This window comes from Candidatus Dormiibacterota bacterium (assembly GCA_035532035.1).
GTDB lineage: Bacteria > Vulcanimicrobiota > Vulcanimicrobiia > Vulcanimicrobiales > Vulcanimicrobiaceae > Tyrphobacter.
In genome coordinates this window covers 1-25,306 of the sequence record DATKRS010000016.1, presented here as the reverse complement: position 1 = coordinate 25,306, position 25,306 = coordinate 1, and the positions used below count along the sequence as shown (strand labels likewise).

The following is a 25,306-nucleotide window of genomic DNA, read 5'->3' as shown; positions in this document are numbered from 1 at the left end:
GCTATGCGACGACTTCTGCGGGCTGCGGCGCGGCGCGGTCCAAGATCGCGCCGAGACGGCATTCCGGCGGTAGCGTTCCGAGGGCGCGTCCCCCTTCACTGCACAAACGCGAGCGTACGAATGCGTCGGCGACGTCGTGCGGCGCGTGCGCGAGCAGGAGCGATGCCTGCCAGATCAGCGCCGCCTGCTCGGCGATCGTGCGCGCCTGCGACTCGCGCGCCTCTTCGTCTCGAAGCGAGGCTTCGAAGGCGCGCACCGCGCCGGCGACGCGCGGCTCCTCGCGCGCCGCCGCCCACTGCGCGTGCAGCGCCTCGAATGCGGCCGGCTGTTTGCGCAGGATCCGCACGACATCGAGCGCGTTGATGTTGCCGGCGCCTTCCCAAATCGAGTTCAGCGGCGCTTCGCGATAGAGGCGAGGAAGGATCGAGCTCTCGACGTACCCGTTGCCGCCAAGGCACTCCAAGGCCTCGCCGACCAGCACGGGCGTCCGCTTGCAGATCCAGTACTTTCCAACCGCCGTGCCGATGCGCCGCAGCTCCGCGTCGCCGTCGTCGACGGCACGAGCCAAACGCATGCACAGCCACGTCGCCGCCTCGGACTCGAGCGCGATGTCTGCCAAGACGTTGCGCATCAGCGGATGTTCGAGCAGCGGCTTGCCGAACGCTCGCCGGTATCTCGCGTGGTGCAGCGCCTGCGCCAGCGCTTGGCGCACGAGTGCTGCAGAGCCGAGCATGCAATCGAGCCGGGTGTAGTTCACCATTTCGACGATCGCTGCGAGCCCGCGCCCTTCCTCGCCGACCAAGTGTCCCTGCGTTCGCTCGAACTCCACTTCGGCCGACGCATTGCTACGGTTGCCGAGCTTCTCTTTGAGCCGTTGAATCAGAAACGTGTTGCGCCGCCCGTCGGCGAGCACGCGCGGCACGAGAAAACACGAGAGGCCGCCGGGCGCTTGAGCGAGCACCAGGAAGCCGTCGCTCATCGGTGCGGAGCAAAACCACTTATGGCCGGTGAGCCGATACGGCCGCCCCGGTCCGCCGACCGACTCCGCAACGGCTCGCGTCGTATTTGCGCGCACGTCCGACCCGCCTTGCTTCTCGGTCATGCCCATGCCACAGAGCGCCGCGCGCTTGTGCTCGACCGGAAGGAGCGCCGGCTCGTACCCGCGTTGCGATAGGCGCGGCTCCCAAACGCTTGCCAGGTCTGGCTGGACCCGTAACGTCGCGACCGCCGCGTAGCTCATCGATATGGGACACCCGTGCCCCGATTCGACCTGCGACCAAACGTAAAATGCCGCCGCGCGCCGCAGATGTGCGAGCGGTTGGACGTCGTGCCAAGCGGCCGCGCTCAATCCGAACGACGTTGCGTATGCCAGGAGCCGGTGCCACGACGGGTGGAAGCGGACTTCGTCAATGCGATTTCCGTTTGCATCGTGCGTGTGCAGCTCGGGCGGATACGCATTTGCATCGAAGCCGAGCGCAATCGTCTCGGGATCGCCGGCGAGCGCGCCGATAAGCTCGAGCTCCTCTCGCGGCATCGCCGGTGCGAATGCGGCGAGCGATTCGACGAGCACGCGGTCGCCGGTGAAGAGATTGCCGCCCTGCAGCGGCGGCGATTGGTTCATGATCTCCGGAGTTCGACGCTCTTAGGGGGCGGCTTCCTCCAGCGGGGCGCTGCGTTCCCCGATTCGCGAGCGCAGCGTCGAGGAGATCGCGAGCGCCGCAAGCGCGACGGCGCAGAAAGCGAGATAGGCAACCCGGTACGCCTCGACATCGTTGCGGATGGCACCGATGATACTGCCCACCATCGCGCTCCCCAGTATCTGCCCGATAATGAGACACTGGCTGAGCAGCGAGACCGCGATGCCGCGCCTGCTGGGGCCGGTCTCGTTGGTAACGACATAGCGCGTCGGAGCGCCGAGAAGCGCGCCGAAACCCGCCCCCGCGACGACCATCGAGAGCAGCGTGAGCGGCATCGAGTCGAAGCCGAGCGCAAAGATCGCGAGGCCCATCTCGGTGAGCACCGCGCCTGCAATCAACACGTCGCGCGAGCCGATGCGATCGAGCGCGCGCCCCGAAACGGGGATGACGACGACGAACGTTGCGGCTCCGAGCGCCGCAACGAGTCCCGCGGTCGCCACGCTCACGTGCTGGACTGCGACGACGATCGTGGGGATGAAGAATAGCGAGCCCTCGAGCACGCCGATCGTGAGCTCGAGCACGTATGTTTTTGCCAATTGCGGCGTGCGCAGGAGCGAGATGGGGACGATGGGGTTCTCGACCCTACGCTCCTGGACGAGAAAGCCGCCCAGCAGGACGACGCCGATCGCCGCGATGATCGGACGCATGCTGACGATACCGTCGACGACGCAGAGCAACCCCCACGAGAGGAGAAAGAGGCCGAGCACGTCGAGCGGACCGCGCGACTGCGGTGCGAGCGCCGGAACGTACCGTCGCGCGAGCACGAGCACAATCGCTGCGAGCGGAAAGTTTGCAGCGAAGATCCATTGCCAGGAGAAGAAGTGCGCGACCGCTCCACCGAAAACCGGGCCGATCACTGCGGCGACGCCCCACGTTGCAGCGACCGCGCCGAGCGCGGCGCCGCGTCGCGACGGAGGCACGACGTCGCCGATGGCGGCCGTCGCGACCGGGAAGAGACCGCCCGCGCCCAGCGCTTGGATCGCGCGGCCCAGCAAGAAATACTCGTACGTTGGAGCGAGTATCGTGACGGCGCTCCCGGCGGCGAAGGTGAGCATCGACAGCATGTAGATACGCCGGCGGCCGTAGCGATCGGCGAGAGCTCCCGCAATGGTGATGGCCACGACGTTCACGAGCAGGTAGATCGTAAAGATCCACGAGAGATCGCCGGTTACGACGCCAAAGGCGCGCGCGAGCGCCGGCAGCGCCGGCGAGAGTACGCCGAGATCCAGCGCGCCCGCGAAGACGCCAAGCCCGAGCGTTACGAGAAGCGGAAACGACGATCGGTCACGCAATGATACGGTCGACAACCATAACCACGCACATCAGCGCGAGGTAGACGAGTGAGAAGCGAAAGAGGGAGCGGGCAGCTTGCGTTGATCCGCGCCACGTGCGCAGCGCCTCCAAGACGAAGACGCCGCCGAGAACCGCGGCTCCGGCGAGGTAGAGTGCCCCCATGACGTGCAACGGGTAGAGCGAAAGCGATACGGCGACGAGCAACAACGAGTAATAGATGATCTCGCGCTTGGTACGCTCTTCGCCGCTGACGTTGGGAAGCATCGGGATGCGCGCCTTCGCGTAATCCGTCTCCGTCATCAACGCGAGCGACCAAAAATGCGGCGGCGTCCACAGGAAGATGAGCGCAAAGAGTCCCAGCGCCGGTCCACCGACGGCGTGCGTGACGGCGGCCCACCCGACGAGCGGCGGAACGGCACCCGCCGCGCCGCCGATCACGATGTTGAGGGGCGTGAGCCGCTTGAGCCACATGGTGTAGACGACGACGTAGTAGAAGTTACCCGCGAGAGAGAGCCACGCGGCCAACGGGTTGACGAGCCAATAGAAGATCGCGAACGATACGACGCCGCAGACGAGTGCGAAGATGGTCCCGGCACGCGGCGAGATACGCCCCATGGGGATCGGACGGCGGCTCGTGCGCGTCATCAGGGCGTCGATGTCGGCATCGTAGACGCAGTTCAGCGCGCCGGCGGAGCCCGCTGCGAGCGCTCCGGCGACGAGCGTCCAGAGCGCAACGGCAAGCGGCGGCATGCCGCGCGCCGCCATCACCATTGCCGCCGCTGTCGTGATGAGCAGAAGCACGATGATTTTCGGCTTCGAGAGCGCGTAGTAATCGCGCGCTACGGCGAGCGCTGGCGTCAATGCGGCCTCTCGTACGCAGGCAGGGAAGGTGCGTAAGAATCGATTGCGGCGAAAGCGGTTGCGGCCACGAAGGCAAGAAAGAGCAACGCAGCGTTTGCGGCGTGCACTTCGCGAAGATCGGTCGGAAGCCGGAGAGCGACGTTGAGCAGTCCCAAGATCACCTGGATGAAAACGAGCAGTATTCCCGCGCCTGCGGCCAGCCGCACGTACGAGGCGACCCCTCTCGTCCATGTCAACGCAAACGCGATACTCGCGCAGAGAAGCGTTGCCGCCGCTGCGACGCGATGCAGCATCTGGACGACCTGGCCGGGGGTATATACGACGACGTTCCCCGCACATCCCGGGAGCGAGAGGCAGGCGAGGCCCGCTCCACTGGAGCTGACGTACGCCCCGATGCACATCGTAATGAAGGCGACGACCGCCGTGATGCCGAGCATTACCAGAACGATGCGCGGGGAGGGTGGAGTACCGCGCGCAGCTCCCGGTTCGGGCAGATGGGCAAAGATTGCGACGGCGGTCAGTGCCGCGATAACGGCCATCGCCGTTCCCCAGTGTAGGACGACCGAGAGCGGCGTGTTGTCGAGGCGCACCGTCGCAGCTCCGAGCGCAACTTGAATGAGGAAGAGTGCGGCAACGACGCCGCTCGCAACGGCTGCGGGAGAGGAACGTACTCGCGATCGCCAAGCGACGACGCAGACGGCTGCGATCAGCGGTGCCAGCGAGAAGGCGAGGAGGCGATGGGTCCATTCCCAGAGCGTGCCGCCGGACATGTTTGGGAAGAGCTCGCCCCGGCACATCGGCCAATCGGGGCAGGTCATTCCGGCCGCGTTGATCCGCGTCCAGCTTCCCAGTATGACGACCGCAAACGCAACGAGATCTGCCGCGAGCGCGAGGCGCCTCAGACTCTTCACAGACTATCCAGCCTATACCGTAATCACGGGAGCGGCAACGACCGTGGTCGCCTCACCAAGCGTGCCTGGCTGCGCGCAGCGGAGTGTGCGGCGCGAAGCGCCGGACGAGGAGCGAAGTGCCTGGCGGCGCGCAAGGTGCGCCGCCGTTTCAGAACGGGGTCCCATCGCAACGCTTTGGTGGGGGCGCGCAGCGGAGTGTGCGGCGCGAAGCGCCGGACGAGGAGCGAAGTGCCTGGCGGCGCGCAAGGTTCGCCGCCGTTTCAGAACGGGGTCCCATCGCAACGCTTTGGTGGGGGCGCGCAGCGGAGTGTGCGGCGCGAAGCGCCGGACGAGGAGCGAAGTGCCTGGCGGCGCGCAAGGTGCGCCGCCGTTTCAAACGAAGGCGGGCGGGACGTGAAACGCTGGTGGGCTTTATTCACCCTCCTCCTCCTCATGGGCTGTCGCGAGGTCCGCGTCAAAACGTACGCGGTCGGGACGACCACGGTCTTGGGCGCAAACCAGATCGCGATCGTCCGCGACAGCGATTCGCTGGCGCGCCTGGGCATCCATGAGCCCGTACGCTTTCGCGGTGAGTTCGGCGTCGTACTCTTGATGGGACCGCACGATCGGACGGGCTATCGCCAGATCGTCGAATCCATCGGGGCCAACGAAACGCGCGTTCGCGTCGTTGCCTTCGAGGAGGCGCCCGCGAACGGAGGCGAGCCGACGGCGCCGTATCGTACGTTCACGCTCTGGATCGTTCCCAACACGGTCTACCGGCGCGGCATCCGCGTCGAAGTTGTGACGCCGGCTGACGCGCCGATCACGCAGACGGTGCTTCCCTGACGATGCACGCAAGAGGACTCTCGACGCCGCCGCCCGTCTCACTCGATGCTCGCGCGGAGCGCCTCGGCGTCGTGCTCGAGCCCGACGGACGGCCGGAGGAGGCCGAAGGCGTTTTGAATCCTGCGTTCACGCGGGCGCGTGACGGCACCGCGCTGTTGTATCCGCGTGCCGTGCAACGGGGTAACGTCTCGCGCATCGAGCTCGTCGCGCTGCGCGACCAAAACGGAGGCCGCGAGGTAGAGCGCTTGGGATACGCGCTCGAGCCGCACGCGCCGTACGAGCTGCGCGAGCGGCCGGGTTACGGATGCGAGGACGCGCGTGTCACGTTCGTGCCGGTACTCGGCGAGTACCTCATGGCCTATACGGCATTCGGACCCGATGGACCGCGCGTCGCCGTCGCGCGCTCGAGCGACGCTCGTACGTGGGAACGACTCGGACTGGTCTCTTTCGAACATCCCGGTGCTGCGGCCGGCGACGACAAGGACGCGGCGTTCTTTCCGGAGCCCGTGGTCTCTCCCGCGGGCGTACCGTCGATCGCATTCTACCATCGCCCCATGCTCCACATCTCCACGGTCGACGGCGTCGCAGCGATACCGTTGATCGAGAAGATGCCGTTCATCGATCGCGAGTCGATTCGCATCGCCTACGTTGCGCTCGACGCGGTGCTCGCGGATCGCGCGGCGCTGTTGCACGTCGTGGAGAGCGCGCTCGTTCTGCCGCCCGACGAGCAGTGGGGGTCGCTGCGCATCGGCGCCGGAACCCCTCCGGTGCCGATCGCTGAAGGATGGATGTCGCTCTTTCACGCGGTCGACGTCATCGGCTCGGACGGCACGCATCCGAAATTCCGCTATTCTGCCGGCATCGTCGTGCACGATCGCGAGCGGCCGCATCACGTGCTCTACCGCTCGCCGCGGCCTGTGCTCTCGCCCGAGCACGAGGCGGAGCGGCACGGCATCGTCGACAACGTTGTATTTCCGACGGGGATCGATCTACGGCCCGATCTCGGCGAGCGTACCTTCGACGTCTATTACGGAATGGCCGACTATTCGTGCGGAGCGGCGCGTCTTACGGTAGTATAGGCATCGCGTGCTGCGTTACTTCGTCATCGCTACTGTGCTCGTCGTGGGGACCTTGGTCGCAGCGACGGCCTACCACGAATATCGCTTGCGCATCGTCGTCGGTTCGGGCAAAGGCTACGTACCGCCCAAGCCGGCAGCGTCGCTTGCGCCGGGTCATCGCATTCGTCAGGGGCTGCGCGGGGATGCGGCGTGGGCGCTCTCGGCGCTTCCCGAGTGTATGATTCAAATCGCGGAGTGGAAAGGGCGGCGGGAGGCGTTGACATCGCATCTGCCGTTCACGGCGCGCGCGGTCGCGGCGCCGGCAGTGCTGCGCTACGGCGACTGCGCGATCACCGTCGTCGACGACGAAGCGTACGTGCGACGCGGCCATGATCGCCTTCGCATTCCGCCGCACGTGCGCTTTTATCTCATTCCGGGCGGGATCGCCACGCTGCGGGCCGGCTGCACGGCGGGCTCGTGCGCTGCGGTCTTGCGCGTGTATCGTACCGCGCGGGCGGCGTCGTGACGGATACCCCGCTCGCCGCGGAGGTAGCGCGCCGGCGTACGTTCGCGATCATTTCCCATCCCGATGCCGGCAAGACGACGCTCACGGAGAAGCTGCTGCTCTACGGCGGCGCGATACACGTGGCGGGCCAAGTCTCCGCACGCAAGCGCCAGCGCGAGGTGACCAGCGACTGGATGGCGCTCGAGCGCGAGCGCGGCATCTCGATCACCTCGACGGTTCTCCAGTTTCCCTATGCCGGCTGCGTTATCAACTTGCTCGACACCCCGGGGCACCAGGACTTCGGAGAGGATACGTACCGCACGCTGCTCGCCGCCGACTCGGCGGTGATGCTCATCGACGCGGCCAAAGGCGTCGAGCCGCAGACGAAAAAGCTCTTCGCAATTTGCCGCGAGCGTGGGATTCCGCTCTTCACGTTCATGAACAAGCTCGACCGGCCGAGCCGCGATCCGCTGGAGTTGCTGGACGAACTGGAACGCGTGCTCGGCATCCATGCGTATCCCGTGAACTGGCCGCTCGGCAGCGGAGAACAATTCCGCGGCGTGTACGATCGTGCATCGCGCCGCGTGCACCTCTTCGAGCGCAGCGCGCACGGAGCGACGCGTGCCGCCGTCGAGGTAACCGATGCACGAGATGACCGTCTTCGCGCACTCGTCGACGAGAGCACCTACGCGCAGTTTCGGGACGGGCTAGAACTTCTCGAGGGTGCGGGTGCGGCGTTCGTTCCGGAGGCGATGCTGCGCGGTGAGGTCACGCCGGTGTTCTTCGGCAGCGCGGTGACGAACTTCGGCGTCGCGCTCTTCCTCGACGATTTCGTGCGCATGGCCCCCGCGCCCGGGCCACAGCTGCTCCGCGGCGGTGGGACCGTGCGTCCCGACGACGAGCGCTTTACGGGATTCGTCTTCAAGATTCAAGCAAACATGGATCCGCGTCACCGCGACCGCGTTGCGTTCGTGCGTATCTGCTCCGGCCGCTTCGCGCGCGATCTCACCGTGCGCAACGCGCGCAGTGGAGCGGCGGTGCGTCTGTCGCGAGCGATGCGCCTCTTTGCAGACACGCGTGAGTCTCTTGAGACGGCGTACGCGGGCGACGTCGTCGGACTCGCCAACCCCGGCGTCTTTGCGATCGGCGACACGCTGTGCGATGCTGCTTGCGGGCAAGGAGTCGAGTTTCCCAAGATTCCGGCATTCGCACCAGAGCATTTTGCGGCGATCCGCAGCGTCGACAGCGCGACCTACAAGGCGTTCGCGAAGGGTATCGCGCAGTTGAGCGAGGAGGGTGCGGTGCAGGTTTTCGATCCATGGCAACCGGGCGCGTTCGAGCCCGTCCTCGGCGTCGTGGGCGAGCTGCAGCTCGAGGTCGCAAAGTATCGGCTGGAGGCGGAGTACGGCGTGCGCACCTTCGTCTCGTCGCTGCCCTACACGCTGGCGATGCACGTCGTCTCCGACGAGCGCGCGCTGGGGAACATGCAGGTGCCGTCGAACGCGCGGCTCGTGCGAGACGGCGACGGGAAGGCGGTCGCGCTCTTTGAGAGCGAGTGGAGCCTGCGTCTCGCGCGGGAATGGAATCCGAACGTCACCTTCGCAGCATTCGGTAAATCCGCGTGATCGGCATCGCCGACGTTCGCGCGGCGGCCGTCCGGATCGCCGGCGTCGCACACCGGACGCCGGTCGTGACGTCGCGTACGCTCGACGAGCGAACCGGGGCGAGCGTTTTTTTGAAGTGCGAGAACGTCCAGCGCATGGGGGCGTTCAAGTTTCGCGGTGCCTACAACCGTATCGCACAGCTGACGCCATCGGAACGCAAAGGCGGCGTCGTCGCGTTCTCGAGCGGAAATCACGCGCAGGGCGTCGCGCTCGCAGCGCGGCTGCTCGGCGTGCCGGCCACGATCGTCATGCCGCGAGACGCGCCGGCCTCGAAACTCGCAGCGACGCGCGGCTACGGCGCCGAGGTGATCGAATACGAGCGCGATCGCTCGCATCGTGAAGAGATCGCCGCCGCCGTCGCTCGCGAGCGCGGCGCGACCCTCGTGCCTCCGTTCGACGACGAGCGTATCGTCGCCGGCGCGGGCACGGCTGCCCTCGAGTTGCTGGAAGACGTGGGAGCCGTAGAGGCCTTCGTCGTTCCCGTCGGAGGTGGCGGCTTGCTGAGCGGAACGGCGATCGCCGCGCACGGCATCGATCCGCGGATCGGCATCTACGGCGTCGAGCCGGAGACGGGCGACGACTTTCGCCGCTCCCTCGAGCGCGGGGAGATCGTCCGTATCGACGTGCCGCGGACGATTGCCGATGGGCTGCAGACAGAGGCGCCGAGCCCGCTGACCTTCGGCATCGCGCGCGAGCACGGGGCGCAGATCGTCACGGTCTCGGACTCGGCGATGCGTGCAGCCATGCGGTTCGCGTTCGAAAGGCTCAAGCTCGTTCTCGAGCCGAGCGGAGCCGCGGCACTTGCCGCACTGCTGGAGCAGAGGCTCGAGCTGCGCGGCAAGCGCATCGGAGTAATCCTCAGCGGCGGTAACGTCGACGCCGCTCGTTACGCGGAGCTTATTTGATGTCGCCGCAGGCGACGTAGATGCTCAGGGTGTGTGCGTTGTGGACGTTGATCGCATACTTGCCACCGAGCAGGCTCGCGAGGCGCACGTTGTGGATCGTGGTGGTGGTCGTGCCGTTCGTGGCGTTGGTCAAGGGGTACCTCGGAGCCGGATTCAGCTTCGCGCACGTGCCGGGATGGATGTGCGCCGGCTCTGCAACTCCCGCCGGAAGGCCGCTCATCGTGAGCCTTACGACGACGTTGCTTCCTTTTTGCGTCAGTACCGCAGTACCGGCTTGACCGCTGTGATGCTGCGCGGTCAGATGCACCGTCGCCGCTGACGCGGCGTGCATCGTGCCCATGGTGGACGTAGCGCCGGCGATGCCGTAGAGCGCGATCGTGGCGGCGGCGGCCGTTGCCGTCGCGCTAAAGAGTCGTCCCATCATCGATAGAATCTCCTTTGAAGACATAGGCCCCATAGCGGGTCCCTTGAGAGTATACTCTCAATGCTTTCCGAGGCGGCGCTCGACCTCCGCGCGCAGCGTTTCGTATGCGGCACGCGCTTGGGCGGTGGGCGCGCTGTCACTCCCGTCCACCGTTTGAAGCAGCGACGCGAGCGCGTAGACGAGCTCCCCCGATCCCCGTTGAGGAGCGATGCGGCCGATCAGCGTCGTGAGGTCGTGTGCCAGGCGATACTGCAGCAGCAGCGCCGTCTTCGCGATACGCACGCGCGGGTCCATGAGGACGGTCAAGGGAGCCGACGCCACGCGCCCGTCGGCATCGATGCGGACGACGTACCGGCCCGGCGGCAGCAGGGCGCCTTGCGGAACGCGCGGCGTACGCCCCCAAACGGCTGAGATCGGAAGGTCCTGGTCCGACGGCGGAAGGTTCGGCGGGGCCTCCCGCAAGTCCCAAACGAAGCGGTGGAGCCCGGCTTGCGCGGACGGCCGCTCGAACGGCGCCTCCCATGCTCTGGGCTTGTCGAGGTCGGGAATCGGCGACGGTGATCCAGCGTCGCTCGCGTATCGCCGAACGACGCGGCCGCTGCCGTCGAGGATCTCGATTGCGAGCAGACGCGCCGGCGAAGCGAGGGCGTAGTCGATGATCGCGCCGACCGGCGGGTTCTCGCCCGACGGCTCCTCGGGAGGAAGCGGCGTATCGGTGTTCGTGTCCCGGCGCACGCGATACGCGGCGGCCGGGGTGAAAAGATGAAGCGCTCCCGTTACGCGGCCGGCAGCGATTTCGCGCAGCGGCTCGACGTCATCCAATATCCAGAACCCCCGTCCGTGCGTTGCGACGACGAGATCGTTCCCGTGCACGATGAGATCGCGCACCGACGTGTGCGGGAGATTGAGCTGCAGCGATTGCCAGCGTGCGCCGTCGTCGAAGGAGACATCCACCCCGTCCTCCGTCGCCGCGTAGAGAAGACCGCGTTGCACGGGATCCTCACGCACCGCGTTGACCGGTTCGTCGGGCAGGCCGTCGACGACCAGCTCCCAATGAACGCCGCCGTCGTGCGTACGGTAGACGTATGGATGGAGGTCGTCGAGCCGGATGCGGTTGACGGCGAGGTACGCGGTCTGGTCATCGAAGTGCGACGCGTCGATCTGCGAGACTTTACTCCAGGGCGTCAGCACGGAAGGCGTGACGTTCGTCCAATGCCGGCCCGCGTCACGCGTGATCCAGACGTACCCGTCGTCGGTTCCGGCCCACAGCGTACCTTCGTGCACGTATGACGGCGCGAGCGCGTACACCGTACCGCGATGCGTGCCGCGCGCGGGATCGTCGCGCTCGAACGGCCCCAGCACGGCGGGCACTCCCGGATGCTCGCGCGTGAGGTCCGGGCTCACGAAATACCACGACGCGCCGCCGTCTTCGGTCGCCAAGACGCGGTTCAGTGCGAAGTAGAGACGCTGCGGGCGCAGCGGATCGAACGCGAGCGGCTGCGTACGATCTTCGCGTAGCGCGCGCGATGGCAAGGGCAGCGGTGACACGTCCTGCGTCTGTCCGGTGCTCTCGTCGAATCGCTCGACCCTTCCACCGAAGAAGACGCCGAGATGGAGCGGATCGGGGACGACGTATCCGTACTCCTCCGCTCCAACGGGATGCCAGTCGCGAACGGTCGTCTCGCCCCAGGCCCCAAGGCTGCTCACGCACGCGGAGCCGCTCTCCTGCTGGCCGCCGCAGACGACGTACGGAAAGCCGTTGCTCGCGTCGACGTGATACATTTCGGCGGTCGGCTGGTCGTACCACGAGCTCCATGTGCGCCCGCCATTGAGTGAGACCGCGGCACCCTGATCGGCGCCGAGGATCATGTGACTCGGCAGAGCCGGATTGATCCACATCGTGTGATAATCGTCACCGCCCGGCGCGCCCTTGATCGCCGTGAAGTGAAGCCCGCCGTCGGTCGAGCGATAGGTCGACGTGTTCGTCGCATAGACGACGTTCGGATCGTGCGGATCGACGGCGAGTGAGGCGAGATCGTCGCCGCGCTTCGCGAGACGCCCCTCGTCGTCGACTTTTATGAAATGCGCTCCCGCGTCGTCGCTGCGGTAGATCGCGGCACCATGGTGCGGAACGTCCACGTAGGCGTATACGACGTTCGAGTTGCTCGGCGCGACGGCGATCTCGCTGCGACCGGAGAGCGGCGGCAAACCGTCGCGCAACGGCGTCCACGTCGAGCCGCCGTCGGTCGACTTGTAGACGCTGATGCTGGGAATCTGGAATGAATCGCCCGCGCCGGTTTCCCATGGAGACTGACGAGCGGCCCAGAGCGTCGCGTAGACGACGTTCGCGTCGTTCGGATCGATGACGACGTCGTACGCTCCCGTATTTTCGTCGACGTAGAGCACGCGTTGGAAGGTTGCGCCTCCGTCCGTCGAGCGGTAGACGCCGCGTTCGGCGTTCGGTCCGTATGGGTGGCCGAGGGCGGCGACGAAGAGCCGCTGCGCGTTGTGGGGATCGACGGCAATCGTGGAGATTTGCTCGGCAGTGCGCAGCCCGCGGTGCGTCCACGTCTTTCCACCGTCGGCGGAGGTATAGATGCCGTCTCCGACGGCGAGATCGGGGCGCTGCAGTCCCTCGCCGCTTCCGGCGTAGATGACGTTAGGGTCCGAGGGAGCGACGGCGAGAGCGCCGATCGAACCCGTATCCTGCGCATCGAAGATCGGCGTCCACGTTCTTCCGGCGTCGTCGGTGCGCCAAATGCCACCGTTGACCGCAGCGATGTAGAAAACATCGGGTTCGCTCGCCACGCCGGAAACCGCAGCGGTGCGCCCTCCGCGCAATGGTCCGACGAAACGCCAATGGGCGTCTGGCGTCGGCGCGGCGCCGGCAAGCGCGAGAAGTACGGCAACGAGTATCGTGCGGCGGCTCATGCTCGCCGCTACGAAGCTACGTTGCGCGACCCCTCTAACGCGAGCGGCGGCCTGCGCTCGTACGGCGTCGCTTCGGCTGAAACGGTGGACCGATCTTGAAGCCGCGCGTGTGAGAGAGCGATTCGTCGACGTCTTGACACCCGATCGGCGTGAACTCACGGCAATCGCCCGGGCGTGCCGCATAGATGCCACAGTAATACCGCCCGCTCCGGTCGCCCATGAGGAAGACGCACTGGTCTGCGAGGTCGTCGGATATCTTGCGCAGCCAGCCGACGTAGTGCCCGTCCGCGGATCTGCGCGGCACGACGTACTCCCGCATGACCGCGTCGTAGGGCTTGCCCAAGTGTTCGGCGATGCGTGAAACGTCCGCTTCGGTCACGAACGGCTCGTATCCACTGCAGCACTCGGCGCAGCCCGGCGGACAGCTGATGTTGTCAGGCACGTCCTTGAGGTGCTTGCGTGCGAGCGCGATCACGTTGGCCACTGCGGCGACGAACTCCCGATCGTCGTTGTACTTGTATATCCACTCGCGCTTCGTAATTTCGTTCAGGTTATAGTACCGGGTCGTCTTCTCGTTGTACTCTATCGTGACGTGCTCTTCGTCTATTTCGATCTTGCTGACGTGCTCCATGGGCTGCACGTCGAGAAGCTCGGGATGGGTCGGCTGGCCGGTGCGCTTCGCGAAATCGCGCAGGGCGATGAGATCGATCGTTTCCACGCGAGCTTCTTCGCGATGCGATGCGGGTGCCGCCTCCGGCCGTGTAAAAAGGAAGCGTGCAGATGCAAACTGCGATAGGCGTCGATTTGGGCGGCTCTCACGCCACCGCCGGAGTTATCGATGAGGACGGTACCATCCGGGCGCAGCACGAGCTCGATCTGGTGGATCTCTCCTTTCCGGCGGTTATCGAAGCGGTCGTCGCGGTCATCGGCAAAGCGCAGGGCGATGCGGGAAAATCTGCGCCGATCGGGATTGGATCGCCGGGGAACGTCGAGCCCCAGACCGGCATCGTGCGGTACAGCCCGAACCTCGGCTGGGAGAACGCACCGCTCGGTCCGACGCTCGCCAAACGATTGGGCGTCCCCGTTCTGGTCGCCAACGACGCTCGCTGCGCGGCGCTGGGCGAGTACACGTTCGGAACGGGAGCCGGAACGCAGGATTTCGTTCTCCTGACGCTAGGCACGGGAATCGGCGCCGGAATCGTCGCTGGGGGCGACCTGCTGCTCGGGAATCGCTACGGTGCCGGAGAGATCGGCCATCACCAAATCCGTCCGAGCGACGGCTTCGTGTGCGGCTGCGGAAAGATCGGCTGTTTCGAAGCGCAGGCATCGGGCACCGGCCTGATCCGTCACGCATTCGCGCTCGCACCGTCCTTCCCGAGGAGCAAGCTGCTCGATGTCGGGCGCGAGAACCTTGGATCGAAGAAGATCCGAAAGGCCGCCCAAGCCGGCGACCTCCACGCCATTGCAGCCTGGAAGAACTACGCGGGCGATCTCGCGCTCGGAATCGCGAACGTCATCGCGTTCGTGAACCCGCAACGCATCGCGCTCGGCGGCGGCGTCTCGAGTGCGGGAGAGTTCATGCTCGGCGCCGTCCGCGCACGCGTGGAAGAGCTCACGACGATGGTGCCTCGCGGTACGACGGAGATCGTCATCGCCACGCTCGGGAACGACGCGGGACAGGTCGGTGCGGCGACGATGGCCTTTCGACGCGGGCTGACGACGCGAACGCTATAGCGAGGCGACGGCTCGCAAGCGCGGAGTTCCCCGGTTCGCCATATCGGCGATGAGTGCCGCAATCTGTCGCGAGCTTCGCTGCGGCGCAACGGCGGCTTGGTTACGCCGAATCTGCTCGAGACGCTCGGGGGAGCGCAGCAAAGCCCGCACGGACCGCACGACCTCTGCCGCGCTGCGAATTGCGACGGTGCCGAGATCGTTGCGGCGCACGAAATCGACGTTTCCTCGCTCCTGCCCGGGGATGTAGTCGTACACTACGATCGGTAGCTGTGCCGCATTCGCTTCGGCGAGCGTTCCCGGCCCCGCTTTGGTCACCAGCAGGTCGACGGCGTGCATGTACTCGGGTACCTTCTCAGTGAATCCGAGAACCTGCATCGGCGTCGGCAAGTCGGCTGCGGCCTCAGTGAGACGCTGCCGCAGCATGTCGTTGCGACCGCAGACGACCACCAGATGCACGGGAAGGCGAGCGCGCGCGAGCGCGAGCGCGGTCGCCAGCAGCTTTCCACCGCCCTCGCCTCCTGCCATGAGCATGACGACGAAGGCGTCGTGCGGCAAGCCGAGCTGCTCGCGCAACCGCGCTTTCGTTCCTGTGACGTCGTCGAACTTCGGGTGGATGGGGTGACCGAGCGCGAAGATCCGCGACGGCGGTATCGCGCGGGAGAGCGCACGCTCGTAGACTTCGCGCGCAGGCACCACGACGGCGTCGCTCTGCGGCGTGAGCCACGATTCGTGCACGTTGCCGAGATCGGTGATCACCGTGACGATGGGCACGTCTTCCATGTGCGCGTCGGCTCTGGCGCGCAACGCGGCGTGATTGAGCAGCGGATGGATCGAGACGATGACGTCGGGCTTGTAGTCGATGAAGAGATCGCGTAAGCGCTCTCGATAGAGCGGTTCGCAGAATCGTACGAGCGCGCGATAGCGCCGTCGGCCGTTCGTCGCATGGTAGAGGGCACCGTACACGGGCGGCGCGTACCGCAGCGCCATGCTGTAGCCGCGCCCGAGCTGCGTGAGCGGGAAGGAGCAGTGCGCGGCGACGTCCTCGATGCGGCATTCGAACGTGGACGGCGATGCGATCTCCTCCAGCGCCGCCGCGACGGCGTTCGCAGCGCTGCGGTGACCGCCGCCGGTATCCGAGATCAGCAACAGGACGCGCTTGGTCACAGCGAGGGCGCACCGTGTGCGCCGCGTAGCGAAGGTCCCTTTCTCTTCCCCTTCACGAGCCGGGCGAGCAGCGCGCGCGCCGGCGCGTCGTAGAATCGGAAGATGTCGCCGAACTCGACCTGCGGATTACGGTGGTGCTTGTCGTGATCTTCCGGCAGAACGACGTAAAACTGCCGCAGTGCCACGGCCAACCCGGCAGGGGTCTTCCAGCCGATCTGGCTCGTATGGCGCCACCAGACGTGCACCTGCCCGAGCGCCAGTCCGGCCAACGCCCCCTCCCACGAGAGACGCGCCGCCACAGCCGCGACCGCCAGATACGGCACGGCCCCGAGAAGGCCGTCGAGGAGCACCCACGGGTCGAGCGAGAGGACGGCGTGGTCCAAGTAGGAGCGGCGCCGGTCGTGGTGCGTACGCAGGTGGAGCGAGAACCATGCGTGCTGCGGCACGTGATAGAGGAAGGTGGAGGCGCAGTCACCTGCGACGAGCACGAGGAGCGCGGCCAGGAGCGGCATCGTCTTTCCTGCTTCACTCGGATGGCTGCGCGCGCCTTCGCGTAGAATAGCCGATTCCGATGCTCGCACCCGCGAAGCCGCCGCGCAGAGGCGGCTTTCCCGACGATCCGGCCTCTTACTTCAGCCAAGAGCTCTCATGGCTCGAGTTCAACGACCGTGTCCTGGAGGAAGCGCTCGATCGCCGGAACCCGCTCTTCGAGCGGTTGAACTTCATCGCGATCTACGAAACGAACCTCGACGAGTTCTTCATGATTCGCGTCGCGGCGATCAAGCAGCAGATCGACGCGCAAGTCCTGCGCGCAACGGAAGACGGCCGCACGCCGAGCGAACATCTGGCGGCCGTCTCCGAACGCGCGCGCCGCTCGAAATCGCAGCAGATGCGTCTGCTCGTCGAGCGCATCTTCCCCTCGCTCGAACGGCGCGGCATCCGCATCGTTCGCGTTGCGGATCTCGAAGAGGAAGCGCTGGCGAACGTCGAGCGAACGTTCGACGAGCGCGTCTTCGCCGTGTTGACGCCGCTGGCCGTCGACAGCGGGCATCCGTTCCCGTACATATCCAATCTCTCGCTCTCGCTTGCAGTCGAGCTCGAGGAGAACACTGCCGACGGGGTATCGCTGCATTTTGCGCGCGTGAAGATTCCGCCGACGCTGCCGCGGTTCGTCGCCGTAGAGCCGTCGGCGCCGGGCGCGCGCAGGTTCGTGCTCCTCGAAGACGTGATCGCGCGCTATCTCGGCGCGCTCTTTCCCGGCATGACGGTGCGCGATGCGTACGTGTTCCGCGTTACGCGAGATGCGGATCTCGACTTGCAGGAAGACGAGGCCGACGATCTCCTCGCGGCGATCGAATCGGAGCTGCAGCGGCGGCGATTCGGCGAGCCCGTTCGCCTCGAGATCGAGCGCGGAATGCCGGAGTACATGCGTGAGTTCTTGCTGAAGTCGCTGGACCTCCACGAGGTCGATTGCTACGAAGTGGTGGGCCCGATGGCGCTCGGCGATCTGCGGCAGCTGATCGACCTGCCCGGCTACGAGGAGCTGCGCTATCCGCCGTTCTTACCTGCGATTCCCAAGCGCCTGCGCGGCGTCACCGACCTCTTTGCGTTGATTCGCGAAGGTGACGTGCTGCTGCACCATCCCTACGACTCGTTCGATCCGGTATTGCAATTCTTGCGTCAGGCGGCGAGCGACGAGCGGGTGCTGGCGATCAAGGCGACGCTCTATCGAACGTCGGGCTCGAACTCGCCGATCGTGAGCGCGCTGCTGGAAGCGGCGGAAAACGGCAAGCAAGTCGCCGTCGTCATCGAGCTCAAGGCACGCTTCGACGAACAGAACAACATCGAATGGGCGCGCAGGCTGGAGCGTGCGGGCGTTCACGTCGTGTACGGCTTCCCAGGCCTCAAAGTCCATGCGAAAGCGCTGATGGTGATTCGCGAGGACGACGACGGTCTGCGGCGCTACATCCATTTCGGCACCGGAAACTACAACGAAAAGTCCGCGCGCATCTATACCGATCTCGGCCTCTTCACGTGCCGCCCACGCCTTGGGAGCGATACGGTCGCGCTCTTCAACGCGCTCACCGGCTTCGCGAAGGTCACCGACTTCGACGATCTCTTCGTCTCGCCGGTTACGATGCGCCGCGAGATCCTCTCGCGCATCGAGCGCGAGATCGAGCACGCCCGCGCGGGGCGGCCGGCGGGAATTCGTGCGAAGTTGAACGCCCTCACCGATCTCGAGATCGTGCGCGCCCTCTATCGCGGGAGCCAAGGCGGCGTCGACATCCAGCTCGTCGTACGGGGCATGTGCGTGCTGCGGCCGGGCGTCCCCGGGCTCTCCGAACGCATCCGCGTCTGCTCGATCGTCGGGCGGTTCCTCGAGCATTCGCGGATATACGTCTTCGAGAACGGCGGCGAACGAGAGGTCTTCCTTTCGAGCGCCGATTGGATGGGGCGCAGCCTCGACCGGCGAGTCGAGCTGGCGGTGCCGGTACAGGATGCGGCGATTGCCGAGACAGTCGACCGCCGGATTCTGGGAGCGCTGCTGCGGGACAACGTCAAGAGTAGGGAGCTCCTGCCGGACGGGACGTACCGGCGCCTCATGCCGGGGGAACGCCACCCGGCCTACGACGCCCAGCGGATTTTCTTAGCGAAATCTCATAAAACGTAGGGGCCTAGCGCCCGGCGGCGAAGGCGGACGGCACGGGTAGGCAAACCTTTCTCTTGAGCCATTCGAAGGGGCACTGTGGCTATTACGGTCGAGCGACCACGCACCCATCCTAACGGGCGCTTAATCGTCACTAACGGGCGCTTAATCGTCGAGCCCCATACTCGACATCTCTCTCTTTACTTTAGTGCTGGAGGATACGTGAGTACTCTCACTCGGATCCTGGCCGCGTTGTTGTTTGCGACGCTCACCGTCGGACCCGTAAGCGCGGCGACGGTGCTGCATGGCGCGAACGTCGTGGCACAGGCAACAGGCTCGGTCCAGGGCACGGCAACCTCGTCGGAGGGCGCACCCATTTCGGATGCGTCGGTCTCCCTCGTCGGGCCGCAGACCTACACGGCAACAACGGACGCGAACGGCGCGTTCACCATTGCTAACGTCGTCCCGGGAATCTACCGTTTGACGGTCGAGAAGCCGGGATATCAAACGGCCGAAAACGATGTCGCCATTGTCGCGGGCGCTCCCGAGATCGTCTCGGTCTCCATGCCGGTCGCAACGTTCACGACGCTGCGCACGATCGCGCGCGTCGCCGTGCGCGGACACGGCGTCTTCAACACGTCGACTGCCTCCGTCAACACGCTGACGTCGCAGCAGTTCGAAGAGCAGGGGCAGTACTCGGTCAACCATACGCTCGACCAAATCCCCGGCTTGCAGATCAGCTATCCGACATCGAGCGCGAACGGCGCTTCGGCGGGCTCGATCGTCGTTCCGAACATTCGCGGCGGCCTTTCGTACGAGACGGCAACGCTCATCGACGGCCATCCGCTGGCCGTCGTCGACTACGGCGACTACGTGACGACGTTCTTGAACAGCTATCTCTTCTCGAACGTCGACGTCATCAAAGGACCGGGCGCCATGTCGCCGCAGACGAACTACGCCATCGGCGGCACGCTCAACTTCCGTACCAAAGACCCGACGCTGGCGTTTACGCCCGATTACGGCTTTGGATACATCAGCGATGGCGGCACGTACTATCACTTCGGGCTCTCGGACACCGTGCTCAACGGCCGCTTGGGCTTCGTCGTCGAGGTCGCCGGCGTCAACGATCCGGGTTTGATGCACAATCAGCGGACGTACTTCAACGTCGGCCCCGGCCCGAACGGCGTCATCGGTTGGAACGGCACGACGGGCAACGTCGCGAACTACAACGACAGCCGCCAGTATCTCGGCAACACTGAAACGGCGCCGTTCTCGTCCCAAGGCCTCGTGGCGTGCTGCTACACGTACAATGGATACTTCAATCAGTACGCGGAGCTGTTGAAGGCCCAGTACCATCTCTCCGACTACACGCGTGCGACGGTGACCTATTTCGTCACCGAATCCTACGCCGACCAAAACGCCAACACGGCAAGCACGCTGCAGCCGAACGTCTTCCTTCCCGCTTCCGGTCACGGGTATTCGGGCCCACTCGCACCGGGAACGCATTTCTGGGGACCGTCGGGAGGCCCGTATCCCGGTTCGACCGGTGGGACCGAAGGCGAGGTGAACTCCGAGCCGGTCGTTCAGGCGGAGATCCAGTCGACGATCGGCGACAACACGATTCTCGCGCGATACTACCACGCCAACGTCAACCGCCTCATCAACGGCGGATCGGACAGCCCGTACGTTCCGGTCGTACAAGACTACACGTACTACGGCGTGAACCACGAGTCGTCAAACTACACGACGTACAACGGCGTGAGCGAGCCGACGGCGTTCTTCTCGTACTACCGCCAGTTCGAGCTCGATAAACTCAACGGCTACTCTTTCGAGTTCACGCATCCGTACGGCGAAGGCAACGAGTTCACGCTCAGCGCCGAGTCGACCAACTATCAGACGAACGGCGTCGGGAGCCTCTCGGGGTGTGCGCCCGGCTCGAATGCTCTCGGACAGTTCACGGGACTCGCGTGCCCGGGGCTGGATCCTTATCCGGGTCTCGGCGCGCCGTCGACCACGGTTCCGGGCGGATCGAGCCAGATCATGAACACGTACATGCTCCGCAACATCCTCAACATCAATCCGAAGCTGCAGTGGATCGTTTCGCTCTACGACAACACGTATCACAACACGTTTGCGGGCGAATGCCTGTTCACGTCGGGCTGGTACGGCCAAACCATCACGAATCTCAATGGCCCCGGTGCGTCGTGCTCGCCGTACGGAAACAACGTCCTTTGGACGACGACGAATCAATCGCACTTCGACGAACGCACGGCACTCGAGTGGCGCCCAGATCCGAACCTCGCCGTTCGGCTCTCGGCCGGTTCGAGCATCGCGCCGGAGTATCTGGCCGAGCTCACGAGACCATTGGGCTATCCGTCATGCGGCTTCTTCGGCTGCAACGGTGCGGTGACCGTGAACATCCCGAACGCGAACCTGCACCCGGAGACGTCGTGGGGCTACGATTTGGGCTCCGACTACCGGCTCGCGGACGGCGACACGGTCGCGTCGGTCGACCTGTACGTGACGAATCTGTTCAATCACTTCATCACGTCGGTATTCGGCAGCGGGTTGACCTGCACGAATACGAGCTATCCGGGGTCCAACTGCGGCGTCACGCCGGTTCCGATCTACTACAGTCAGAACCAAAACGTATCGAACTCACGCTTTGAAGGCGTGGAGGTCGGTTTGAAGCACGTGCCGTCCAAAGGCTTCGGCTTCGACCTCGCCGCATCGCTCGAGCACGCGTACGCCTACAATCTCGCGCCGAACTTCTACTGCGCTCCGGTGCCCGGCCATCCGACGGCACCCTGCGTTCCGGCGAACTACAACACGAACCTCAACATCATCGCCGGCGGACAGTTCGAAGGCAACGCGAGTTTTGCGGGATCCTACTATTGCGGTACGTACCAGGCACCGCACTACCATAACCTGGCATTTCCGTTCAACTGCAGCGACAGCCCGAACGGCTTCTCGAACACGAATATCCCGTTCTTGACGGGACATGCAGAGCTCAACTGGTCGGCTCCCAGCGGGTGGCGAGCCGTGCTCGGCAGCACGTTCCTCGGGAAGAACAACTCGTTCAACGCCCCGCCGTTCTGGATCACGTACGCGTCGCTGCGCGTGCCGTTGAACCACGCGTTGTCGCTCCAGGTATCCGGCGACAACATCTTCAACGCGCTGCCGGGCTACTACGAGTACGTCGGTACGGGCGTGAACTACGGCTTGGCGAACGGCCAGCAAGCGGCCTCGATCGAGAACCAGCTCGGTCCGGCAGTCTGGCACGTCGAGCTGACGAAGACGTTCGGCGGACCGTAACCGCGAGAAACGACACGAATACTGCGGGCCCCGCTTCGGCGGGGCCCGCGACGCTTTACGCGCGCGCGAGCTCGAGCACGATCTCCCACTCGCGCGGCGTCACGGGCTGAACCGAGAGCCGCCCGCGCCGCAAGAGGATCATTCCCTCGAGACGCGGCTCCGCGCGCATCTGCGCGAGCGTCACGGGGCGCGGCAACGGTTCGACGTACTCGACGTCCACCATGTACCATTTCGGGCGCTCCGGGCGCGAGGTGGCATCGTAATACTCGCTGCTCGGATCGAACTGGGTGAAGTCGGGATAGGCCGCTTTGACGACGCGGCAGACGCCGACGGCGGCCGGCTGCGGAATCGAAGAATGGTAGAAGAAGCCGAGGTCGCCCGCGGACATCGCCTGCATGTTACCGCGCGCTTGCCAGTTACGTACGCCGCTCCACGACGTGGTGCCGTCGGCGCGCAGTTGCTCGAAGCCGTAGGCGTGAGGCTCGCTCTTGAACAACCAGTAGTGCATGCGATGCCTCTTCGTCGTGTTGCTGGCGCTTTTCTTGGTGCCGGCCCAGGCCCGTGCCGATCAGGCGTGGCTCGTCGTGAGCGATATTCACCTCGATCCTTATGCCGGCGGCTCCGCGCCTAGCGCGTACGGCTCCGACACGAACTGGGCGCTTTGGCGCAGCGCGCTGACTGCCATGCAGCGAGCGGATCCCGATCCCGAGGTGGTGATCGTCGCCGGCGATCTCCTCGCGCATCATTTTTCCGAGCTCGCGCGTGCGCACCACGCGTCGGCCGGTGCCGCGGCAGAGGAGACGATGCGCCGCGTCGCCGCCGGCCTCGCGGCGGCGTTTCCGCGCGCGCAGTTCGCAATCGCACTCGGGAACAACGACGACCCGTGCGGCGATTACCGCACCGCTGCGAATACGCCATACCTCAAAGCGCTCGCGCGCATCTGGGCGCCGCTCGTCGATCGCAACGGGGCCGCACCGGGCTTCGCGCGCGCGTTTGCCGCAGGTGGACCCTACACGGCGCAGCTACCGGTGCGCTCGCTGCGCGCGGTCGTCTTGGACGACGTCTATTGGTCGGTGCTCTACCGCGCGTGTGGTGGAACCGCCGGAGATCCGGGTGCGGCCGCGCTCGCGTGGCTCGGTCGCACGCTCGCGGAGATGCCGAAGGGAACGCACGCGGTCGTGATCGCGCACATTCCCGCAGGCGTCGACGCCGCGAGCACGCTCTTCACGCACCGGCTGCTCGTCGTCCCATTCCTCCAGGGAACGGACGAGCGCGCGTACGTTCGCGATCTTGCGTACTATGGCAAGCGTATCGCTTTTGGTATCGCCGGGCACGTGCATCGGAGCGACTTTCGCACCCTGGGCGCGCCGACCGTCATCGCGCCGTCGATCTCCCCGATCTACGACAACGACCCCGCGTTCCTGCGGTTGCGCGTCGCGCTCGACGGCACGCTGCATGATTATACGCTCTATGCGTACGATCCGCAGCGGGCGGCGTGGGGTTCGGAGTTCGATTTTGACGCCGCGTACGGCGCTCGGAGCGTCGATGCGGCGGCGATGCACGCCGCGCACGCGCGCATCGCGAACGATCCTGTCGCCAGGGCTCGCTGGTCGAGCGCACTCGTCGCCGGATCGCCGCACGCCGAAGTGACGGCCGCGACCTGGCGCACGCCGTGGTGCGCGCAGACGCACGCGGGAGATGCGTTCGTGCGGTGTGCCGGACTACGCCGGCGGCTCTTCGTCCTGCCCATCGTTGCAGGGCTACTCGGCATCGTGGTTGCCGCGAGCCTGGTTCTCATCATCGTGCGCCTCGGCGGTCGCCGCCGGGCGCGGTGACGCTCCCTGGCGGTGTGCTATCCTAAGGGGGCTATGGAAGAGTTGCGTCAACGGCGCGTCGTCCACGCAACGCATGACGGCTGGGACGGCGTCGAGGTCGAGGGCTATCGGCCCGGGGCGGCCGTGGGCGTCGAGCGCCATACGATCCTCGGCGGCCGCAAGGGCGATCCGTCGCAACCCGGCCCGCGCATGGAGCTGCGTTACTTCGAGCTGCAACCGGGCGCCGTCTCGCGCCTAGAGAAGCACGAGCACGAGCACTACGTCGTGATTCGCCGCGGCGAAGGATACGCGATCGTCGGCGACTCCGTCTCGCCCGTCGGCGCAAACGACGTCGTGTATGTCGCACCGCTCGAGATCCATCAGCTCGTCAATCGCGGGAATGAGCCGTTTGGCTTTTATTGCATCGTCGATGCGTGTCGCGATTTTGCGCAAGAGCCTTCCGAAGAAGACCTCGCACGCCTGAGCAACTCGCCGGCCGGCGCCGTCGCGAAACCATTTGCCGTTCCCATGCCGCCGAAGCGAACGTGAGGAGCGACTAGCGTTCGTCGCCCGTTTCGATCGGGCGCTCCGGGTCGGAAGACCATTCGCTCCACGAACCGGGATAGAGCCGCCAGTCGTGCAATCCGGCGAGCTCCATCGCGAGCGCGTTGACCGCGGAAGAGACGCCCGATCCACACTGGTGCACGATCTCGTGGGGCGGACCGTAGGGGGCGAACTCGTCGCGTAGCCGTTTCGGCGTCTTGAAGCGGCCGCGCTCGTCGAAGTTTGCCTTGAACCAGCGATTGCGCGCTCCCGGAATATGCCCGGCTACCCGATCGAGCGGCTCGACGTCCCCGCGAAAGCGCTCGGCAGCGCGCGCGTCGAGCACGTGCATCCCCGGCTCGCGCAGGTTCGCGAACACGGCGCGCGTATCGACGATCAGCTCGGGTCGCAGTACGACGCGAAGCGTTCCGCGGGCGCGTGTGCGTGGAGCCTGCGTCGAGATCGGGAGGCCGAGCGCGCGCCAGCCCGCGATGCCGCCGTCGAGAACCGCGACGGCATCGTGGCCGATCCAGCGGCAGAGAAACCACAAGCGCGCGGCGTACATGTCGGCGCCTTCGTCATAGGCGACGAGCTGCGTCTCGTCTCGCGCGCCGAGCGAGCGGAGAGACTCCGCGAAGCGCTCGGGATCGGGAAGCGGGTGGCGGCCGTTCGTTCCGGTCTTTTCGCCGGCGAGGTCGTGCTCCAGATCGGCGAAGAACGCACCGGGAATGTGGCCGGCCTCGTACGCCCGCCGCCCCGCCGCGATATCCTGGAGGTTGAAGCGGCAGTCGACGACGATCCACTGCGGATCGTCTAGGCGTTCGCGAAGCGTCTCCGGCGAGACGATCGTGGTTGCCGCCATCTACCGCAGGTTGATCGTTGTTTTGGGTTGCGGCGCAGTGCCGAAGCTCTTCTCGAGCAAGGCGTGCAGCTCGCCGCTTTCGGCCATCGGTCCGAGCACGTCGGTATCGCCGTAGAACGTCCCGTCGATGAAGACTTTGGGCAGCGTCGGCCA

General features: G+C 65.8%; 21 protein-coding genes. 10 read left to right on the top strand and 11 right to left on the bottom strand.

Features of this window, described 5'->3' with window-relative positions:
• Position 1 precedes the first annotated feature (1 nt).
• From VMV82_05365 to VMV82_05350, 4 genes are read right to left on the bottom strand one after another with little or no spacing between them, the layout of a single operon-like run.
• On the bottom strand, positions 2-1,621 hold the full coding sequence (locus tag VMV82_05365; GenBank protein ID HUY40978.1) for an acyl-CoA dehydrogenase family protein: 1,620 nt from the start codon (positions 1,619-1,621) through the stop codon (positions 2-4).
• Between the two features lie 21 nt (positions 1,622-1,642).
• Positions 1,643-2,989 (bottom strand): MFS transporter, encoded by a 1,347-nt coding sequence (locus VMV82_05360; GenBank protein ID HUY40977.1) that lies wholly within the window; start codon positions 2,987-2,989, stop codon positions 1,643-1,645.
• Positions 2,982-3,851: a heme o synthase gene (locus VMV82_05355; GenBank protein ID HUY40976.1), complete on the bottom strand. Its 870-nt coding sequence runs from the start codon at positions 3,849-3,851 to the stop codon at positions 2,982-2,984. The genes VMV82_05360 and VMV82_05355 overlap by 8 nt, the downstream gene beginning before the upstream one ends.
• Entirely contained in the window at positions 3,848-4,762 is a 915-nt protein-coding gene (locus VMV82_05350; protein HUY40975.1) for a COX15/CtaA family protein, read from the bottom strand. The genes VMV82_05355 and VMV82_05350 overlap by 4 nt, the downstream gene beginning before the upstream one ends.
• A gap of 393 nt (positions 4,763-5,155) precedes the next feature.
• Between VMV82_05350 and VMV82_05345 the strand changes: the two genes are divergently transcribed.
• From VMV82_05345 to VMV82_05325, 5 genes are read left to right on the top strand one after another with little or no spacing between them, the layout of a single operon-like run.
• Positions 5,156-5,587 (top strand): hypothetical protein, encoded by a 432-nt coding sequence (locus VMV82_05345; protein HUY40974.1) that lies wholly within the window; start codon positions 5,156-5,158, stop codon positions 5,585-5,587.
• A 2-nt stretch (positions 5,588-5,589) separates the two neighbouring features.
• The gene (locus VMV82_05340; GenBank protein ID HUY40973.1) at positions 5,590-6,666 is read left to right on the top strand and encodes a glycosidase; all 1,077 of its coding nucleotides are present in this window, start codon (positions 5,590-5,592) and stop codon (positions 6,664-6,666) included.
• 7 nt (positions 6,667-6,673) lie between these two features.
• Positions 6,674-7,171 carry a hypothetical protein gene (locus tag VMV82_05335; protein HUY40972.1) on the top strand — a complete coding sequence of 166 codons (498 nt, stop codon included), beginning with the start codon at positions 6,674-6,676 and terminating at the stop codon, positions 7,169-7,171.
• Positions 7,168-8,775 carry a peptide chain release factor 3 gene (locus VMV82_05330; GenBank protein HUY40971.1) on the top strand — a complete coding sequence of 536 codons (1,608 nt, stop codon included), beginning with the start codon at positions 7,168-7,170 and terminating at the stop codon, positions 8,773-8,775. Before VMV82_05335 ends, VMV82_05330 begins: the two co-directional genes overlap by 4 nt.
• Positions 8,772-9,719 carry a threo-3-hydroxy-L-aspartate ammonia-lyase gene (locus VMV82_05325; GenBank protein ID HUY40970.1) on the top strand — a complete coding sequence of 316 codons (948 nt, stop codon included), beginning with the start codon at positions 8,772-8,774 and terminating at the stop codon, positions 9,717-9,719. The genes VMV82_05330 and VMV82_05325 overlap by 4 nt, the downstream gene beginning before the upstream one ends.
• Here VMV82_05325 and VMV82_05320 read toward each other — a convergent pair.
• The 3 genes from VMV82_05320 to VMV82_05310 are packed head-to-tail and all read right to left on the bottom strand — an operon-like array spanning position 9,712 to position 13,792.
• A complete protein-coding gene (locus VMV82_05320) occupies positions 9,712-10,143 on the bottom strand; it encodes a CHRD domain-containing protein (protein HUY40969.1) in 432 nt (143 codons plus the stop codon). The two genes, VMV82_05325 and VMV82_05320, sit on opposite strands and share 8 nt — an antisense overlap.
• 57 nt (positions 10,144-10,200) lie before the next feature.
• The gene (locus tag VMV82_05315; GenBank protein ID HUY40968.1) at positions 10,201-13,074 is read right to left on the bottom strand and encodes a glycoside hydrolase; all 2,874 of its coding nucleotides are present in this window, start codon (positions 13,072-13,074) and stop codon (positions 10,201-10,203) included.
• A gap of 34 nt (positions 13,075-13,108) precedes the next feature.
• Complete coding sequence (locus tag VMV82_05310) at positions 13,109-13,792, bottom strand: YkgJ family cysteine cluster protein (protein ID HUY40967.1); 684 nt, start codon at positions 13,790-13,792, stop codon at positions 13,109-13,111.
• Positions 13,793-13,854: 62 nt separating this feature from the next.
• Here VMV82_05310 and VMV82_05305 point away from each other — a divergent pair, with 62 nt between their 5' ends.
• Entirely contained in the window at positions 13,855-14,808 is a 954-nt protein-coding gene (locus tag VMV82_05305) for an ROK family protein (protein HUY40966.1), read from the top strand.
• Here the strand turns inward: VMV82_05305 and VMV82_05300 are convergent.
• Positions 14,803-15,972 carry a glycosyltransferase gene (locus VMV82_05300; GenBank protein HUY40965.1) on the bottom strand — a complete coding sequence of 390 codons (1,170 nt, stop codon included), beginning with the start codon at positions 15,970-15,972 and terminating at the stop codon, positions 14,803-14,805. The two genes, VMV82_05305 and VMV82_05300, sit on opposite strands and share 6 nt — an antisense overlap.
• Positions 15,969-16,484, bottom strand: coding sequence for a sterol desaturase family protein (locus tag VMV82_05295; protein HUY40964.1), 516 nt, complete (start codon positions 16,482-16,484; stop codon positions 15,969-15,971). Before VMV82_05295 ends, VMV82_05300 begins: the two co-directional genes overlap by 4 nt.
• Positions 16,485-16,543: 59 nt before the next feature.
• On the opposite strand from VMV82_05295, the gene ppk1 reads away from it, so the two are divergent.
• Both ppk1 and VMV82_05285 read left to right on the top strand, forming a co-directional pair.
• Positions 16,544-18,643 carry a polyphosphate kinase 1 gene (gene ppk1 / locus VMV82_05290; GenBank protein HUY40963.1) on the top strand — a complete coding sequence of 700 codons (2,100 nt, stop codon included), beginning with the start codon at positions 16,544-16,546 and terminating at the stop codon, positions 18,641-18,643.
• 198 nt (positions 18,644-18,841) lie between these two features.
• The gene (locus tag VMV82_05285; protein ID HUY40962.1) at positions 18,842-21,934 is read left to right on the top strand and encodes a TonB-dependent receptor; all 3,093 of its coding nucleotides are present in this window, start codon (positions 18,842-18,844) and stop codon (positions 21,932-21,934) included.
• Between the two features lie 55 nt (positions 21,935-21,989).
• Here VMV82_05285 and VMV82_05280 read toward each other — a convergent pair whose 3' ends face one another.
• Positions 21,990-22,442 (bottom strand): EVE domain-containing protein, encoded by a 453-nt coding sequence (locus VMV82_05280; protein ID HUY40961.1) that lies wholly within the window; start codon positions 22,440-22,442, stop codon positions 21,990-21,992.
• Positions 22,443-22,458: 16 nt separating this feature from the next.
• Between VMV82_05280 and VMV82_05275 the strand changes: the two genes are divergently transcribed.
• Both VMV82_05275 and VMV82_05270 read left to right on the top strand, forming a co-directional pair.
• The gene (locus VMV82_05275; protein ID HUY40960.1) at positions 22,459-23,769 is read left to right on the top strand and encodes a metallophosphoesterase; all 1,311 of its coding nucleotides are present in this window, start codon (positions 22,459-22,461) and stop codon (positions 23,767-23,769) included.
• A 33-nt stretch (positions 23,770-23,802) separates the two neighbouring features.
• Positions 23,803-24,297 carry a cupin domain-containing protein gene (locus VMV82_05270; GenBank protein ID HUY40959.1) on the top strand — a complete coding sequence of 165 codons (495 nt, stop codon included), beginning with the start codon at positions 23,803-23,805 and terminating at the stop codon, positions 24,295-24,297.
• Positions 24,298-24,304: 7 nt separating this feature from the next.
• On the opposite strand, the gene VMV82_05265 is transcribed toward VMV82_05270, so the two are convergent.
• On the bottom strand, positions 24,305-25,153 hold the full coding sequence (locus VMV82_05265) for a sulfurtransferase (protein HUY40958.1): 849 nt from the start codon (positions 25,151-25,153) through the stop codon (positions 24,305-24,307).
• Positions 25,154-25,306: the final 153 nt, after the last annotated feature.